Below are 16252 nucleotides of genomic sequence, written 5' to 3' on the forward strand. Positions count from 1 at the left end.
TTTTTATAGCGTTTGGTGTGTGACTTGCTTTACTGCTTTAACAATATTGGCATAGCCTGTACATCGGCAAAGATTTCCTGAAATCGCTTCCCTAATTTCTTCTTCAGACGGATTTGGATTTTCTTTCGTAAATTGCGTTAATGTCATTAAGAAGCCTGGTGTGCAAAATCCACATTGAAGGGAATGACAATCCGTAAATGCTTGTTGAAGAGGATTTAATTGACCATCCTCACCCACAAGTGATTCAACCGTTTCAATCGTAGCCCCATCCGCTTGAACAGCTAGCATTAAACAGCCTCGCACCGCTTCCCCGTTCAATAGTATAGTGCAAGCCCCGCATACCCCATGCTCACATCCAACATGTGTGCCTGTTAAAAATAATTCTTCTCTTAAGAAGTCAGTTAATAAGAGCCTAGGCTCTATATCTCTTTCCACTTTTTCACCATTTACAATTAAAGATATTTTCACTTTATCCAACCTTCTCTTCTCCTTCCCATGCTCTAGCTGTTGCTTCTTCTATTGCACGTTTTAATAGCGTACCAATAAGTTCCCTGCGATAATCCGCACTTCCATGCAAATCGCCTTCTGGGTCCACACAATCACTCGTTAATTCAGCGACTTCTTTTAATAAAGCTTCCGATACTTTCTTTCCTATTAATAATTCCTCTGCTTCTTCTACTACAAGTGGAACAGGATTGACTCCACCAACGGCTAGTTGTGCCTTTTGAATGAGTCCTTGATTATCAAGTTCAATTACTGCTGCAGCGATTGCTAAGCCAAAATCGCCATGTCTCCTCGCTACTTCTACAAAAGAATGCCCCACTCTCTCTCCTTGAGTCATAATTGGAAAGCGGACTTCTTTCACTAATTGATTTGTTTGTAATGCGGTCAGGAGATAAGTGAGAAAGAAGTCTTCAGGACCGACAACTTCTTCTTCATCAACTGAGGCAATCACAATCTCTCCTCTTAATGTCGTCAATACACACGGTAATTCTGCCGAAGGATCACCATGAGCAATACTGCCACCAATTGTCCCACGATTGCGAATTTGTTTATGACCCACCCACTTGATTGCGTCAATAAGCAGCGGACATTTTTCTTTAATTAATTGTGAATTTTCCACTTCCACATGCCTTGTCAGTGCACCAATGGCAATATATCCATCTTCTTCACGAATATAATTTAATTCTTTTATTCCGCTCACATCGATTAAAAACTCAGGGGTGGATAATCTCATATTCAATACAGGTATTAAACTTTGACCGCCAGAAATGATTTTACAATCATCTCCGTATTCTTCTAGATAAGTTAATGCCTCCTCAACACTTGACGGTTTTAAATATTTAAACTTTGATGGTTTCATTCATCTGCCACCCTTTCGTTACGCTTTTTGTAAATTGATTTGTTTCTCAACATCTTTAAAGAAGTTCCCAGCAATAAATTTCGCAACACCGCTCATTACCCTGCTTCCTACACCTGCAATCATGCCGCCGACTTCTGCATCACATTCCCATTTCACTTCACACTTTTCTTCGTCAACTGCCGTAATATAGCAATCCATTTTTGCCTTAACAAATCCTGGCTTTCCACTGCCTTCTGCAATTAATTGATAGTGTATAGGTGCTTCGATGTCTTCAAGTTTTACATTTCCCTTGTAATCTCCTTTAACTGAAGCAATGCCCAATTTCATCTCAACATCATAGGTTCCATCCTCTTTTAAAATTAGACTTTTGCATCCTGGGATGGCTTTTTCTAATATTTGAGGATTATGCAGAGCATCCCAAACATCTTTATTATTTTTTTTCATTTTCGCTTGACCTGATAAGATCATCATTTTCTCCCCTTTACACTTTTAAAATTGTGCTAATAGTAACAATATTAATTTTTTCAAAAAATTTTGTCAATGGAATACAGACGTTTTTGTTTCATTAATTAAATACAGTTTCTCATATAAAACATAAATGCATATAAAAATCTATATTTATATAAATAATCTCTTTTTGGTTTTATTAGTAAAACCATATTATTATTTAAAAATCAACTAGCTTTTCATATCTTTGCCTTGTATCAATATCTAATAAAATACCGCGGTCATTCACTGCTATTTCTTCTTTATATGGGATGGTGCGAATAAAGTTCTTTCCACTTTGTTGTTGAATCGATTGAATCATCGTATTACTGATATTTGCAAAATAGACAGGATGGCCAGCCGTTTGATTATATAATGGTCTTATAGTAAATGGATGATTTTTTTCTCTCGCTATGTACTGACCTCTCTCAATAATCATTTCACTTGTTTTCTTTTCTATAAAGGGGGTATCTCCTAAAAAAACGAGTGCATCTTCCTCTGGAAAAACCACTTTGGAAAGTCCCTTGTACAGTGAAGAGGATTGACCATTGGCATAATCCTCATTTATGAGCCAAGAAAAGGAAGGATCGCTTATCTTGATTTCTTCCATAATGGTAACCGCATCATGCCCAATAACTGCAATCACTTCTTTACAATGTAACTTTAATACTTGTTCAATTACATATTGAAGCATTGTTGTCCCTTTAAATGGTAGCAACTGTTTTGTCCGCCCCATTCGCGTGGATAATCCAGCTGCAAGAATAATGGCTTTAATCGGACGCTTATGGTGATTGGTGTATAAATTCCGCACCTTGTAGAAAACCCCCTTTATGTCTTGTTCTAACGGCAATTACTTCAGCAACAATACTAATGGCAATCTCCTCAGAGGATACGGCTCCAATATCAAGACCAATTGGACTATGTATTCTTTGTAAGTCTTGATTCGTGAAATGACACCCTTCCAAATATAGCTGATCGAGGATTTTGATACGTCGTGATTTCGGTCCTAAGACGCCAATATAAGGAGCCTGTGAAGATAGGGCAAATTTTAATGTCTGCTTATCTTTTTCAATATGATGATTCATAACGACAATATATGTACGATTTGTGAGACGAATACATTCTGTGAAATTCTCTGGTCTAGCTATTATTCTCTCGGCATGAGGAAACCTTTCTTCATTGTTATATAGACTTCTTTGATCAACGACAATCGTCTTCATCCCGCATTCTGCTGCATATTTAACAACAGGTATCGCATCATGTCCTGCACCAAACACCATCAAAGTAGGCGATGGAACAAACACATCAAAAAATACGCCTACATCTAATTTATTCTCATCTTGTAACAACAAACTTTCTGGTTTCGGGTTGGATTGTCCTAACTTTTCTTGAGCAATGGATTTCGCCGCCGCTTCCAACACTTGGTCATGAAATGATCCAATAGAGGGTTGATTTTCTAGATAGCAAACCCGTTTATTTTTTTGTGACGAACTAGCTTCTGTAATTGTCATTAATACAGCAGGCTGTTGTTGATCAATAGCTTCTAGCCAAGCATCAAAAGGCAGCAATTGCTTTTGCACATTCATCCACCTCTTCAATATTTTGTGGTGTATACATTAATGGTTCAATATAGATATAAACCGTTCCTGGACAGCCAAGACCTAAACCCCATACTTCTTCTTCATCTAAATGATACGTTTTAATAATTGGAGTTTTTGTTTTTATTACTTCCTTTGCTACTTCCGCTACATCTGCCTCTAAACAACCTCCCGATATTAATCCGACAGTACCTCCATCCGCATCGATTAGCATTTTTGCCCCTTCTTTTCGATAAGCCGATCCTTTTACTTTAATCACCGTTGCCAGAGCACAAGGAAGCTTCTCAGCTTTGCATTTTTGTATTGCGCTAATTACTTGTAGCTGTTCATTCATCATCGACATCACTCTCCAATGGGTATATATTTAATAGTATAAGTAGGAAATGGAATGTTTTACCTATAAAACGAAGTTTCCGATATAGAATAATATAAGCGTTCCTTCTTGACAATGTCAATTAAATTTTTAGAAAATTTACAATAGATTACTTTTTATGATTTTTGACTTTTTATTATCCAAAATACACATAGAAGGTATTCATTTGAAGAACCCTACGTTATCTACTTATTGGCTTTTTCCTCACTCTCCCGAATGGTATAGGCAAATAAGCAAGAACGGAGAAGCATACAAATATCCTTGGCAATCTACTATTGATTCACCTATAGCAGAAAATATATTTGATCAACTCGTCTGTCTACACACAAAAGATAAAGTTACCCTTGATTTTGGCTGCGGGGATGGGCGATTCACAAAAAAATATGCTTTATATGCCAAGCAAATGATTGGGGCGGATTCTTCTATCCAATTTATTCATACAGCAACGAAAACAAAGCCTGATAACACTACATTTATTATTGCTCATTCAAAAAATGAACTTCCTTTTAAACCAGCATTCTTTGATCTCGCGATTACGCGTAAAGGACCCACATCCATCTATCAACAATTACCTCATTATGTAAAAGAAGGAGGGCTCATTTTAGGTTTGCACCCTGGTGAAAATGAAGGAAAAGAGCTATCAACCTGGTTTCCTCACCTTTTTCCAGACAACCAACATACCATACCAATTGAACAACATCTCACAGAAATCTTCACAAAGACTAATTTCAAGAAGTTTAAAATTCACCCGTTTCATACGATTGAATATTTACATACCCCCCTTGATCTCATCCACTATCGTTGCTTTGGACAAAAAAAAGAAATTTATCAAATAGTTAACTCCGATTTACGAGAAATCACTAACATTTTCAAGAAACACCAAACAGCAAAAGGCTTACCTCTCACCTATGAACGATATATAACAATAGTACATGTGTAAATCCCTTACAATTCTAGGTTCTTTGAAGACATTATGTAGAGTAAATATTGGTACATTTGAAAAAAATATTGCAGGTATATAGATTTTGTTCTCACAGGGGTAAGTAAGATTCTTCGTTTTGCGTTTGGATGGGTTTTATTTATCATGATTATTTCGTTTGCGGTGCTCATTACTGTGGGGTCTCTTTTATTTGCTTCACTTTCATTGTTTCCATTGCTCATCACTGCTAGATTTCTTTCATTTGCCTCGCTTTCATTGTTTGCGGTGCTCATAACTGTTGGATTTCTTCTATTTGCTTCGCTTTCATTGTTTGCATTGCTTATAACTGCTTGATTCCTTCTATTTGCTTCGCTTTCTTTATTTGCATTGCTCATAACTGCTTGATTCCTTCTATTTGCTTCGCTTTCATTGTTTCCATTGCTCATAACTGCTTGATTCCTTCTATTTGCTTCGCTTTCATTGTTTCCATTGCTCATAACTGTTGGATTTCTTCTATTCTCATCGCTTTCATTATTTCCATTGCTCATAATTGCTAGATTTTTTCTATTTGCCTCCTTTTCATTGTTTGCACTGCTCATCACTACTGGATTCCTTCTATTTGCTTCGTTTTCTTTATTTGCATTGCTCATCACTGCTAGACTCCTTCTATTTGCCTCGCTTTCATTGTTTCCATTGCTCATATCTGTTGGATTCCTTCTATTTGCCGCGTTTCCATTGTTTGCATTGCTCATCACTGCTAGACTCCTTCTATTTGCCTCGTTTTCATTGTTTGCGTTGCTCATTACTGCTGGATTCCTTCTATTTGCCGCGTTTCCATTGTTTGCATTGCTCATAACTGCTAGACTCCTTCTATTTGCTTCGCTTTCATTGTTTGCGGTGCTCATAACTGCTTGATTCCTTCTATTTGCTTCGCTTTCATTGTTTCCATTGCTCATAACTGTTGGATTCCTTCTATTTGCTTCGTTTTCTTTATTTGCATTGCTCATAACTGCTAGACTCCTCCTATTTGACTCGTTTCCATTGTTTGTACTGCTCATCACTGCTGGATTCCTTCTATTTGCATCGTTTTCTTTGTTTGCGTTGTTCATAACTGCTAGACTCCTCCTATTTGACTCATTTTCTTTGTTTGCATTGCTCATAACTGCTAGATTCCTCCTAATTGCCGCGTTTCCATTGTTTGCGGTGCTCATCACTGCTGGATTCCTTCTATTTGCATCGCTTTCATTGTTTCCATTGCTCATAACTGCTAGATTTTTTCTATTTGCATCGCTTTCATTGTTTGCACTGCTCATAACTACTAAATTTCTTCTATCAGCCTCGTTTCCATTGCTCATAACATCTACTTTCCTTCTATCTGCCTCAATCAACCATTTTCCATAAACACACAACGCCAAATCTTTGATGAATTCTTATTAGAAAGCACTAAAAAAGACTAATCCGTGCCTTTACAGCAAGGCTAGATTAGTCTTCTTCTTTAAATATTTCATGTAAATATCGCTCTCTATTTTCCAAGAAGTATCTCGTTATTTGGTAATGATCTGTTTCTTCGTAGGTTGTTTCAGCAATTCTACCTTTATCGAAATTTAGGATTGTTGCGCCAGGAAAGCCTAGTAGTATCGGGGAATGAGTGGCAATGATTAATTGGCTCTCCTCCGTCGAGACGATGTCATGCATGATTCTTAGGAAAGCTAGCTGCCTTGCAGGCGATAGTGCCGCTTCCGGCTCATCTAACAAATAAATACCCTCTCCATCAAACCGATTGAGAAAGAGTGATAGAAACGATTCGCCATGCGATTGTTCATGTAATGACTTTCCTCCGTATCCACTATAACCTGTTGGGCATTCCCGTTCTAATTCATCAATATGTGTAGAAAACTGATAAAAAGATTCGGCTCTTAAGAAAAAGCCATTTGTTAACTTCGGCATCCAAGAAAGCCTAATATGGGGAGCTAAAGAAGATTCGGATGCATGTAAATCATAACGATTACTTCTATTCCCTCCAGCCACATTAAAACCACAGTGGTGGGCAACGGCTTCTAGTAAGGTTGACTTGCCAGAACCATTATCACCTACAAAGAATGTTACAGGTGACTTAAATTGAATTTCATCCATTGATGCAATCGTAGGAATGGATAAAGGATAGGTATTTTCATGACTATTACTCATTTTCTTTATTTTTTTTAGCATTGTCTCTCCTCCTGTTTCCTAATGTCCCATTGATCATTTACTGAAAATATGCCATTGTCTATGGTATGATAAACATATCTTTCCAGAATCGAACTTTCTCATAAGAAAAAGAAGGTCTGCATATGAACAAAAGCTATTCATTATTGCTAGCAGTTATTATCGCTTTAGCAGGAGGGGGCGTCTTCACCCTACTTCATATACCAGTAAGTTGGTTATTAGGATCCATAACAAGTATTATGCTATATTCTATCATATCAAAGAAGACGTTGTACTGGCCAAAATCGTTTAGAAACATCGGGATTTTTATTATTGGCTACAGTATGGGTCTTTCATTAACAAAAGAGGCGATGGTGTTCATCTTGCACCAACTACCCTCCATGCTATTTTTAACAGTACTTATTATTGGGTTTAGTTTAATCACTTCATTATTAATAGCAAAATTGACTGGTATCCATTATCCATCGATATTGCTTGGTAGTATTCCTGGTGGTTTGTCACAAATGCTCGTATTAGCTGAAGAAACAAAAGATATTAATGTGACTGTTGTTACTTTCTTACAAGTCGTGCGATTAATACTTATTATCTTTTTTGTCCCTTTTCTCATTTTTGGTCCGTTCTTTCATAATGGTGAGAACATCTTGCCAACTATTGAAAAGCCGGCTAGTTGGCAGCAATTATTTCCTGACATAATTCCATTTATTATTCTATCACTTATCTTAGTTATAATATTTAAAAAATGGAAAGCACCCACCCCGTTTCTACTCGGCCCTATTATTGCGACAAGTCTCATGACATTGCTCCATATTAATGGTCCAGAATTACCTAACAGCTTACTAGAGATTGCACAAGTTTTTATTGGCATTAACATTGGACTCATGATGCATCCAGAAAAGCTTGAAAACAAATGGAAATTATTAAGCTTAGGAATATTTAGCAGCGCTTTATTAATCGTCATCTCCATGATGCTCAGCTTTCTTCTTAGTCAATTTTATGGGTTTTCTCTCGCAACAAGCTTCTTAAGTTTATCACCTGGCGGAATGGATCAAATGGCTATTATTGCCCATGAAGTCGATGCACAATTAGCTGTTGTAACCGGCTATCAACTATTTCGGGTATTTTTTATCTTCTTTATTGTACCACCTTGTTTAAAACTTCTATTTTCGCGATATAGAAAAGAAAAAGGGTGACCAGTTGGTAACCCTTTTTACCTATACTAAATGATCTATTCTCTTTATCGTTCATTTTACCTATTCCTTACTCATCTCATTTTTATCTACAAAATTTATTGTCGAAATAGTCAATTTCGTTATAAAGTGACTACATTTGTGGAATAACGTCTTGTTTTGATATCTTTTGTCAGCCGGCAGGAAAAGACGGGTTATGATGCGGAATAGCTAATTATACGGAATTTATTATGTAGTTCGGAATCCCCTTCCGAAACATGAAAAATTACACTATGATGAAAGGGAGTTATTCATGAATCAAATTATGCAAGCATATACCATTAATGAAGTATCTAAACAGTTAAACATTCCGCCGGGAACCTTAAGACAGTGGGAAAAAGATTTAAAGGATATATTAGTGATTCCCCGCTCTAAAAATGGGGCAAGATATTATACAGATGAAGAAATTAGCTTACTAGATACCGTTAAAAAAATGCGTAATCAAAATTTAAGTCAAAAAATGATTCGCAGATTACTGAAACAACATCTTGATTCAAATGCTATGACAGATCAACAAGAGAGCCCCCTAGAAACTTCATTGAATCCTATACTACATGAAGCAACAACTAAGCAAGATCATCACCCACTCAATATCGAACAGCTATCTATGGTCATGACACAATTCCAAGATCATTTATTACAAGAGATCAAGCAAGAATTAAACACGAGCTTTAAAAAAGAAGTTGTAGACGAAATGAAAATGGAGCTTTCCAAAAATTCGCTTCATACAGTTAAAACGATTTCTGACTCCATCTATAAATCCAACGAAAAGACGAAAGCAGAAATTCAAGAAATGACTGACGAATGGAAACATGCTTCAAAACAAAGCTCCGGAGCACTCGAAACCTTGTCAAAAAGAGTTGCGAAGCAGTCGAAGCGAACGACAGACCAAATGCACTATATCACGAACAAAATAACCGAATCTTCAGAAGCATCCTCTGAAGAGTTCAAAACAATGATTCATTATATTTCTAGCTCTCAAGAATTAACAGGTACAGAGTTTAGCAATGAAATAAATGAATTAAAAGAAAGTATGAATGCCGATCGCGATATTTATGTCGAAACAATGAGAAAAGAACATGAAGAATATTTACATCGATTACGCGAACGAGAAGACGCATTCCAAGATATGATGCTGTCTTTCCGGGATGCAGCAGCGAGTAAGCAAGAAAAGAAATGGTGGCAAAAGTGGAAAAAATAAATTTGTAGGGGCGAGTATCCCCTCAATATAAAGGGGTTTTTATCAAATGAAAAATCAGCAAAAAGCGCATAATGTGGATGAATTATTAGTTACAATGGACAATAATCATCATCGTGTAGATTTTCGCCTAGATGAACTCGAATCGAAAATGGAGATGTTAAAAAGAAAGTTAGAAAAATTTGAACACAAAATGCAAATGCTTAAAGACTAATTACACCTGATAATACCCTCTAAAAGAGTATTAACTTATAATAAACGTTAATACTCTTTTTCTTCATTCTTATGTTATTCTCCTAAAACGCCCCCATGTATTCAGTATGATCATCTCTCCATTCAATGACTTTTCCTACTATCGTTTTCTTTAAAAGAAACTATATTTTCCTAAACAGATTATGTTATTCTGTAAATAATAGGAAATATATCCTTATGGAGAATTATGGATAAGTCGAATGAGTTGTTACCTATGTTTAACGAGACTATAATTTAGGCAATAAAGAGTAGTATCAAGGTTAGAAAGGAATTCTATTTTGAAAAAGATTAGTATATTTTTCTTAATATGTTTGCTTATTTATATAAGTTGGCCGTCAATTAGTGAAGCTCTTGGGGATAAGACCAACGAACACTTGAAACAAATTCAATCATCTATTGAAGAAAAAGATGTTCAAGGCTTTACAGAAGAAGCTGTTAATGCTTTTAATCAAATGATAATAAATTTTGAACAATGGATTCAGCCTTCACCTAATGACTATTCTGCAGAGGAAGATGAATCAGTCGAGAAGCCCACATTATCTGAACCTGATAATCAAACAGTTTCAGTCTATAATTTTGAAATCGGGGAGGAGAAAACTGAAGTTGAGAATACATTAGGATCCCCTCAAAGAATTACATTAAATGAATATGGTAGTAAATGGCATACTTATCATGATAATTATCATCATTTCATCATGATTTCTTACGATGAGAATGATTTAATTAATGGCATCTATACGAATCAAGATTTAATTACTTCTAAAAATGGCTTTCAAATGAATATGACAAAAGACGAAGTAACAAAGATATTTGGGGAACCGATAAGCTCTATTCGGAAAGGTATAACCAACTATCAATATGCAACCGATAATAATTATGCACTTTATGAAGTCGATGATAGTTATTTAACGGTTTTCTATGATATTCATGAAAATAACCAAGTAACAGCTATTCAATTAATTTCTAAAGAGCTAGAACTTAAAAAGGTTGGCTTCTATGGTGAAAAAAGTGCAGATTTAAAGGAAGGTTTTGAATTCCAGTTATTTGATTTAACAAATGCTGAGCGCGTTAATTATCGTTTACCTACACTTACTTGGGATGATCCCGTAAGACAAACAGCTAGAGATCATAGTGCTGATATGGCTGTTAATAATTATTTTGGTCATGATAACTTAAAAGGTGAATCGCCATTTGACCGGATGAATGCTGATGATATTCTGTTCCGAACAGCGGGCGAAAACTTGGCCTATGGCCAATTTAGTAGTATTTTTGCCCATGAAGGCTTGATGAATTCTGCTGGACATAGGAAAAACATTCTTAAAGAAGATTACCAACTTCTTGGTGTTGGTGTGGCATTTAATGACGATAATCAGCCTTATTTCACAGAAAATTTTTATACGAAAAGATAAGCATGCAGGAATGCTCTGGCATGCCCTTTTTCATGCAACAAACCATTTAACATATCTATTCACTTCCAAAGTCCCTACTGCCAAAAGTTTAAATGAGTTTTTGCCTTAATGATCGTACCAGGTTACATTTTTAATGACCGGATGATTCATTATAAAAGCAGATAATTTCATTCATGTAAGAGAAGTTGCTACAATATGTACAGATACTAAAAAGAAAGTAGCTGAAAACGATGTCAACGATAAAATATTCTGTTTTAGATTTAGCACCAGTTCTTGAAGGTGGGACACCTAGTGAGTCATTAGCGAACTCGCGTGATTTAGCCAAACATGTAGAAAAGTTAGGTTATACGAGATATTGGTTGGCCGAACACCATAATATGCCGGGTATTGCTAGTTCAGCGACATCAATTGTCATTAGTGATATTGCCCGCGCAACCAATACGATTCGAGTAGGATCTGGGGGCATTATGTTACCGAATCACTCTTCTTTAGTGATTGCTGAACAATTTGGTACGCTCGAAACACTTTACCCAGGAAGAATTGATTTAGGCTTAGGTCGTGCGCCAGGTACTGATCAACTTACTGCGGCGGCATTAAGAAGAACACGACGAACAGATGCCGAAGATTTCCCTCAACAAGTGGAAGAATTGAGAACTTATTTTGATCCTTCCCGCTCTGAACAGCCATTACCAGTTAGAGCGGTTCCAGGGGAAGGCTTGAATATTCCAATATGGTTACTCGGTTCAAGTGGTTATAGTGCGCAACTAGCTGGTCAGTTAGGTTTACCATTCTCTTTTGCTAGCCATTTTTCACCAGACAATACACTACCAGCAATTGATTTATACCACCGGAGCTTTAAACCATCTGATGTATTAAAAGAACCTTATGTAATGGTTGGGGTGAATATCATTGCAGGGGAAACAGACGAAGAAGGACAATACCTTGCAAGTTCTCTTTACCAAACTTTCTTAGGTATGATGCGTAATAAACGTGGAAAGATGTTGCCTCCTATTGAGAATATGGACGAAGTTTGGACACCTGTTGAGAAACAATTATTACAACAACAATTAGGTTCTTCTATTATTGGTGGTCCCGAGACAGTGAAAGAGAAGCTCGAAATATTCCTTGGCGAAACCGGAGCAAATGAGATTATCGTCAATGGTCAAATCTATGACCATGATAAAAGAAAAGCATCTTATCAGCATGTGGCAGATGTAATGAAAGAAATAAATGCTTAAGAACTTTGATTATCGAAAGCAAACAAACTACTTGAAATCTAGTTACCTGTTTGCTTTCGAAGCCTTTGTTCTTTTTAAAACGCGGATAGCACTTAGGAATCTGCGTTGCAGGGATGAGGTACGAAGCACCCTTCCTCATCCCTCTTTTATTATTTTTCACTTTCTCTTCTTGGTGGTACACTTTCGTTAAGTATGTATATTATGAATGATGATTTTTGCTATACAACTCTACAAATTGCACAAGCACCCCCCATTCCTCAGCTTTTCCCGCAGCACATCTCCCTTCCGGACACTTTTTCTAAGCAAACTCTAGTTATTTCCTTCTCACTTCATTGCCTATCAAATTTCACTACCATCAGCCTTGTTCGGTATAAACGAAACACGCTAACTAGTGAAAGACTTGATTCACTTCTTATCTTCTACTTTAGAAAGTGAGTCAATTTTTGCTTCAGCTAAGCGGCGATAAAGGTTGCTCATATGGACCAATGAGTTAATCATTAATACCTCTTTCATTTCATTGTTAGGTTGGGGGAATTTTTCATTGTAGTTTTGAGCAATCGATTGCTCCATCCATTCAATATTTTCATTAAATTGTTCTTCATTCTCATTTATCATGTCTACATACATTTCATAAACGTCTTCTATATTCCCCTTATCTCTTTGCACTTCCTGATTTAGACTGTCTAACGTTGTTTTAATGTCCTGTATTGATAAAATGCCTTTCAATTGATAAATAAGGCTCATCGTTAATATATGTTCTTTACTGTAGCGTTTATTTTTAATGGGAGGTAATAATTTTCCTTTGGCATAATTATTAATCATTGTTTTTGTTAAAATCTTCTCATCTTCATTTCGTTTATAAGAATGGTAGTTTTGTTCAAATAGTTGTATAACTTGATCCATATATAAAGCGATAGAAGGAATATCTTCCATGCGAATAGGCTTTCCTTGTCTGATTCTTTCTTGTTTTTCCATCATTCATCCCTCATTATTTTTCTTATTATCATACATCCTATCACAAAGAATGTAAATGTTGACTATATATTATAGTTAGTAGTAATATTATATGTAGTATTAAAAACTACTTATAATATTACTAGGGGTGTTATCATGTCGTTTATAAGAGAACCCATCAATAGCTTAACTCATTTCGTTGGCGCGATATTGTCATTTATTGGTTTACTGGCACTAATCATCAAAGCATCATTACATAACGGAACAAATATTGCCATATTCTCCGTTACTTTTTTCGGCATTAGTATGATGTTACTTTATCTTGCTTCCTCCACCTATCATGGGGTGATAGCAAAAGAAACAGTTATTGCTTTCTTGAGAAAAATTGACCATTCCATGATTTTCATCTTAATTGCTGGTTCTTATGCACCTTTCTGTTTAATAGCACTTGATGGCGTATTAGGGATCAGTTTATTTGCTTTCGTTTTAACGACATCCATTCTTGGTGTATTATTTAAAATGGTCTGGTTTAGTTGTCCTAGATGGTTATCTACCTTTTTGTATATTATGCTCGGTTGGGTTATCATCATCGCCTTCCTCCCATTAAGTGAAGCATTGAGTACAGCAGGGCTCATATGGTTAATTCAAGGAGGCGTCTTTTATACAATTGGTGGCGTTATTTATGCGGTCAAACCTAAATTTATGGAATTTAAACATATGGGGTTTCATGAGATTTTTCATATCTTTATCTTATTAGGTACGCTTTGTCACTTTATTAGCGTATATGTTTATGTTCTTTAATTAGATGAACATTGCAACGGATTTAAAAAGAGAGGGCTAAATGAGACAGATGTTTACTTACTCATTTAGCCCTTCTCTATTTTTTATTTAATTAACTTTTTCAATAGCTTTAATGACTTTTCGCTCGGGTATCGAAATGGAAAATCCACTTTTGTTGTTTGTTTTAAGACGCTTTTATAATGCGTGAATGCATCAAAACTTGCCCGTCCATGATAAGAACCAATCCCACTATTGCCTACACCACCAAATGGTAAATGTGGTGAGCTTAAATGCATCACTGTATCATTGATACAACCACCACCGAACGAAAGGGATTGCAAGATTTTTTGCTGGACTTTTTCATCTTCTGAGAAAAGATAAAGTGCTAGCGGTTTCGGTTGTTCTTTTATTTTGGTAATGACATCATCTAATTCCTTATAAGACAATACTGGAAGAATTGGACCGAAAATCTCATCTTGCATAATCGGGTCCTGCCAATTAATTTCGGTTAAGATGGTCGGTTCGATCAGATGATTTGATTGATCCACTCTCCCTCCATAATAAGATTGACCATTTGTTAAAAATGTAGAAAGCCTTTTAAAATGCTTCTCATTGACGATCTTTGTATAAGCTGGATTTTCTATCGCATTCTCTCCATAAAGACGTTCGATCTGAACTGTGACTTCCTTAAGAAACTCAGCCTGAATATCTTGATGGACATAAACAAAATCGGGTGCTACACATGTTTGTCCAGCATTCAAGAATTTCCCCCATACTAACCTTTTTGCCGCATGGTTTATTTGGGCGTCGTGATGAATAATTGCTGGACTTTTTCCTCCCAGCTCTAGCGTAACAGGTGTTAAATGATTAGCGGCTGCCTGCATAATGTTTCGACCAACTGCTACACTTCCGGTAAAGAAAATATGATCCCAAGATTCTTCTAATAAGCTTTCACTTACTTCCACGCCTCCTTCCACAACTGTAATATACTCAGGCGGAAAATGCTCCGCGATAAGTTGCGCAATTAAACGAGAAGTGTGAGGGGTTAATTCAGAAGGTTTGATGACTGCTGTGTTCCCTGCCGCAATCGCACCAATTAGTGGGGCAATCGCTAATTGAAAAGGATAGTTCCATGGTGCAATGATTAATGTATTCCCATATGGCTCAGGATAAATCATGCTTTTTGAACCAATCGTAGTTAAAGCTGATTTTACTTTTGCAGGTCTCGCCCACTTTTTCACATGTTTAATGGTAAATTTTATTTCCTCTAACAAGACTGCAATCTCTGTTAAAAAAGAATCAAAAAATGATTTCCGTAAGTCTTTTTGCAACGCCTCGGCAATGCTAGTTTCGTTATCCTTAATTAAATCTCTTAATGTATATAATGCGTCCACTCGGTATGTAAGAGCTTTTGTTTTACCCGTATGAAAGAATGCTTTTTGCTGTGCTAAAATATTATTGTCCATGCTCTTCCCTCTTTCTACTTTCAATGTTATGTCTCCTGCAGGAAAATGGTTTTACTTTCTTGAATATATACTAAAAAATGAGGTGAATCCTATGCGCAAGAAACTGCCAATTTTAATTCTTCTATTTGCTGTCCTTTATATATTTTTTATACCTGAGCAACCGACAGCCATGAAGATCTTTTTTAAATTAGTACCGATGCTTCTTATTATTCTATACACATATCGCAATCAGCAAGAAAATAAACCTATTCATTACCATTTTATTTTTTTCGGTCTTATTTTTTGTATGTTTGGTGACGGCTTACTCATATGGTTTGTTGTGGGACTAACTGCATTTTTAATCGGCCATATTTTCTATACAATAGGTTTTTTTAAGGTCTGGGACTACTCTTTAGCAAGGTTTCTTTCTTTTATTCCTATTCTTGCTTATGGTATCTTTATGAGTTCGAAGTTTATTACAGCCCTAAATTACCGCAACGAAAATGAATTAATTATACCTGTCATCCTTTACATTGCCGTCATATCATTGATGTTTTGGTCCGCCATTATGTCAGGGCAACTGTATGCCATAATTGGTAGTTTTCTCTTTGTTATTTCTGATAGTGTGTTAGCATGGAATAAATTTATTTCGTCCGTTCCTTTTTCAGGAAGTATTATTATGATTACCTACTATATAGCACAATTTTTAATAGCTTTTAGCTTGTTTCATTTAACAGTAAATCAAGTGAAGAAACAAAAACCGAATACACCTATTCCAACAAAAGGATAATTTTTGAAATTTATGC

At 36.0% G+C, this 16252-nt stretch carries 18 protein-coding genes; 8 read left to right on the forward strand and 10 right to left on the reverse strand.

The window, feature by feature from the left end; genetic code table 11:
* Window positions 1-3: 3 nt before the first annotated feature.
* The 6 genes from MHH73_RS12365 to MHH73_RS12390 all read right to left on the reverse strand — a co-directional run bounded on the left by MHH73_RS12365 (window position 4) and on the right by MHH73_RS12390 (window position 3784).
* The gene (locus MHH73_RS12365; protein WP_318245483.1) at window positions 4-468 is read right to left on the reverse strand and encodes a (2Fe-2S)-binding protein; all 465 of its coding nucleotides are present in this window, start codon (window positions 466-468) and stop codon (window positions 4-6) included.
* 1 nt (window position 469) lies between these two features.
* Window positions 470-1363 (reverse strand): FAD binding domain-containing protein, encoded by an 894-nt coding sequence (locus MHH73_RS12370; RefSeq protein ID WP_341067127.1) that lies wholly within the window; start codon window positions 1361-1363, stop codon window positions 470-472.
* An 18-nt stretch (window positions 1364-1381) separates the two neighbouring features.
* Window positions 1382-1831 carry an SRPBCC family protein gene (locus MHH73_RS12375; protein WP_191814325.1) on the reverse strand — a complete coding sequence of 150 codons (450 nt, stop codon included), beginning with the start codon at window positions 1829-1831 and terminating at the stop codon, window positions 1382-1384.
* A gap of 199 nt (window positions 1832-2030) precedes the next feature.
* The gene (locus tag MHH73_RS12380; RefSeq protein ID WP_341067131.1) at window positions 2031-2660 is read right to left on the reverse strand and encodes a nucleotidyltransferase family protein; all 630 of its coding nucleotides are present in this window, start codon (window positions 2658-2660) and stop codon (window positions 2031-2033) included.
* On the reverse strand, window positions 2632-3429 hold the full coding sequence (locus MHH73_RS12385) for an XdhC family protein (RefSeq protein ID WP_191814329.1): 798 nt from the start codon (window positions 3427-3429) through the stop codon (window positions 2632-2634). Before MHH73_RS12385 ends, MHH73_RS12380 begins: the two co-directional genes overlap by 29 nt.
* Complete coding sequence (locus MHH73_RS12390) at window positions 3404-3784, reverse strand: XdhC family protein (protein WP_341067136.1); 381 nt, start codon at window positions 3782-3784, stop codon at window positions 3404-3406. The genes MHH73_RS12385 and MHH73_RS12390 overlap by 26 nt, the downstream gene beginning before the upstream one ends.
* A gap of 202 nt (window positions 3785-3986) precedes the next feature.
* On the opposite strand from MHH73_RS12390, the gene MHH73_RS12395 reads away from it, so the two are divergent.
* Entirely contained in the window at window positions 3987-4760 is a 774-nt protein-coding gene (locus MHH73_RS12395; protein WP_341067138.1) for a methyltransferase domain-containing protein, read from the forward strand.
* 5 nt (window positions 4761-4765) lie between these two features.
* Here the strand turns inward: MHH73_RS12395 and MHH73_RS12400 are convergent, their stop codons facing one another.
* Both MHH73_RS12400 and MHH73_RS12405 read right to left on the reverse strand, forming a co-directional pair.
* A complete protein-coding gene (locus MHH73_RS12400) occupies window positions 4766-6127 on the reverse strand; it encodes a hypothetical protein (RefSeq protein WP_341067140.1) in 1362 nt (453 codons plus the stop codon).
* 94 nt (window positions 6128-6221) lie between these two features.
* The gene (locus MHH73_RS12405) at window positions 6222-6947 is read right to left on the reverse strand and encodes an AAA family ATPase (RefSeq protein ID WP_341067143.1); all 726 of its coding nucleotides are present in this window, start codon (window positions 6945-6947) and stop codon (window positions 6222-6224) included.
* 122 nt (window positions 6948-7069) lie between these two features.
* Here MHH73_RS12405 and MHH73_RS12410 point away from each other — a divergent pair, with 122 nt between their 5' ends.
* From MHH73_RS12410 to MHH73_RS12430, 5 genes are all read left to right on the forward strand, one after another.
* Window positions 7070-8134, forward strand: coding sequence for an AbrB family transcriptional regulator (locus MHH73_RS12410; protein WP_341067146.1), 1065 nt, complete (start codon window positions 7070-7072; stop codon window positions 8132-8134).
* 289 nt (window positions 8135-8423) lie between these two features.
* Window positions 8424-9371, forward strand: coding sequence for a MerR family transcriptional regulator (locus MHH73_RS12415; RefSeq protein ID WP_191814340.1), 948 nt, complete (start codon window positions 8424-8426; stop codon window positions 9369-9371).
* Window positions 9372-9417: 46 nt separating this feature from the next.
* Complete coding sequence (locus MHH73_RS12420) at window positions 9418-9582, forward strand: hypothetical protein (protein ID WP_191814342.1); 165 nt, start codon at window positions 9418-9420, stop codon at window positions 9580-9582.
* 316 nt (window positions 9583-9898) lie between these two features.
* Complete coding sequence (locus MHH73_RS12425) at window positions 9899-11029, forward strand: CAP domain-containing protein (protein WP_341067150.1); 1131 nt, start codon at window positions 9899-9901, stop codon at window positions 11027-11029.
* Window positions 11030-11259: 230 nt separating this feature from the next.
* Window positions 11260-12267, forward strand: a complete 1008-nt coding sequence (locus MHH73_RS12430) for an LLM class flavin-dependent oxidoreductase (RefSeq protein WP_341067153.1) — start codon at window positions 11260-11262, stop codon at window positions 12265-12267.
* A gap of 405 nt (window positions 12268-12672) precedes the next feature.
* On the opposite strand, the gene MHH73_RS12435 is transcribed toward MHH73_RS12430, so the two are convergent.
* Window positions 12673-13242, reverse strand: a complete 570-nt coding sequence (locus MHH73_RS12435) for a DUF1836 domain-containing protein (RefSeq protein ID WP_225230610.1) — start codon at window positions 13240-13242, stop codon at window positions 12673-12675.
* Between the two features lie 132 nt (window positions 13243-13374).
* Between MHH73_RS12435 and trhA the strand changes: the two genes are divergently transcribed.
* Complete coding sequence (gene trhA, locus MHH73_RS12440) at window positions 13375-14022, forward strand: PAQR family membrane homeostasis protein TrhA (RefSeq protein ID WP_445662543.1); 648 nt, start codon at window positions 13375-13377, stop codon at window positions 14020-14022.
* 83 nt (window positions 14023-14105) lie between these two features.
* On the opposite strand, the gene MHH73_RS12445 is transcribed toward trhA, so the two are convergent.
* Window positions 14106-15467, reverse strand: a complete 1362-nt coding sequence (locus MHH73_RS12445; RefSeq protein ID WP_341067161.1) for an aldehyde dehydrogenase — start codon at window positions 15465-15467, stop codon at window positions 14106-14108.
* A gap of 91 nt (window positions 15468-15558) precedes the next feature.
* Between MHH73_RS12445 and MHH73_RS12450 the strand changes: the two genes are divergently transcribed.
* A complete protein-coding gene (locus tag MHH73_RS12450; protein ID WP_341067164.1) occupies window positions 15559-16236 on the forward strand; it encodes a lysoplasmalogenase in 678 nt (225 codons plus the stop codon).
* Window positions 16237-16252: the final 16 nt, after the last annotated feature.

Origin of the sequence: Cytobacillus sp. FSL K6-0265 (assembly GCF_038003465.1) — a bacterium.
Classification (GTDB): domain Bacteria; phylum Bacillota; class Bacilli; order Bacillales; family Cytobacillaceae; genus Cytobacillus; species Cytobacillus stercorigallinarum.

What these genes read in the sequence shown, in the direction of transcription:
- MHH73_RS12390 (WP_341067136.1), bottom strand. Translation starts at nt 3,784, where the DNA reads ATGATGAATGAACAGCTACAAGTAATTAGCGCAATACAAAAATGCAAA.
- MHH73_RS12430 (WP_341067153.1), top strand. Translation starts at nt 11,260, where the DNA reads ATGTCAACGATAAAATATTCTGTTTTAGATTTAGCACCAGTTCTTGAA.
- MHH73_RS12450 (WP_341067164.1), top strand. Translation starts at nt 15,559, where the DNA reads ATGCGCAAGAAACTGCCAATTTTAATTCTTCTATTTGCTGTCCTTTAT.
- MHH73_RS12410 (WP_341067146.1), top strand. Translation starts at nt 7,070, where the DNA reads ATGAACAAAAGCTATTCATTATTGCTAGCAGTTATTATCGCTTTAGCA.
- MHH73_RS12370 (WP_341067127.1), bottom strand. Translation starts at nt 1,363, where the DNA reads ATGAAACCATCAAAGTTTAAATATTTAAAACCGTCAAGTGTTGAGGAG.
- MHH73_RS12405 (WP_341067143.1), bottom strand. Translation starts at nt 6,947, where the DNA reads ATGCTAAAAAAAATAAAGAAAATGAGTAATAGTCATGAAAATACCTAT.
- MHH73_RS12415 (WP_191814340.1), top strand. Translation starts at nt 8,424, where the DNA reads ATGAATCAAATTATGCAAGCATATACCATTAATGAAGTATCTAAACAG.
- MHH73_RS12420 (WP_191814342.1), top strand. Translation starts at nt 9,418, where the DNA reads ATGAAAAATCAGCAAAAAGCGCATAATGTGGATGAATTATTAGTTACA.
- MHH73_RS12445 (WP_341067161.1), bottom strand. Translation starts at nt 15,467, where the DNA reads ATGGACAATAATATTTTAGCACAGCAAAAAGCATTCTTTCATACGGGT.
- MHH73_RS12435 (WP_225230610.1), bottom strand. Translation starts at nt 13,242, where the DNA reads ATGGAAAAACAAGAAAGAATCAGACAAGGAAAGCCTATTCGCATGGAA.
- MHH73_RS12375 (WP_191814325.1), bottom strand. Translation starts at nt 1,831, where the DNA reads ATGATCTTATCAGGTCAAGCGAAAATGAAAAAAAATAATAAAGATGTT.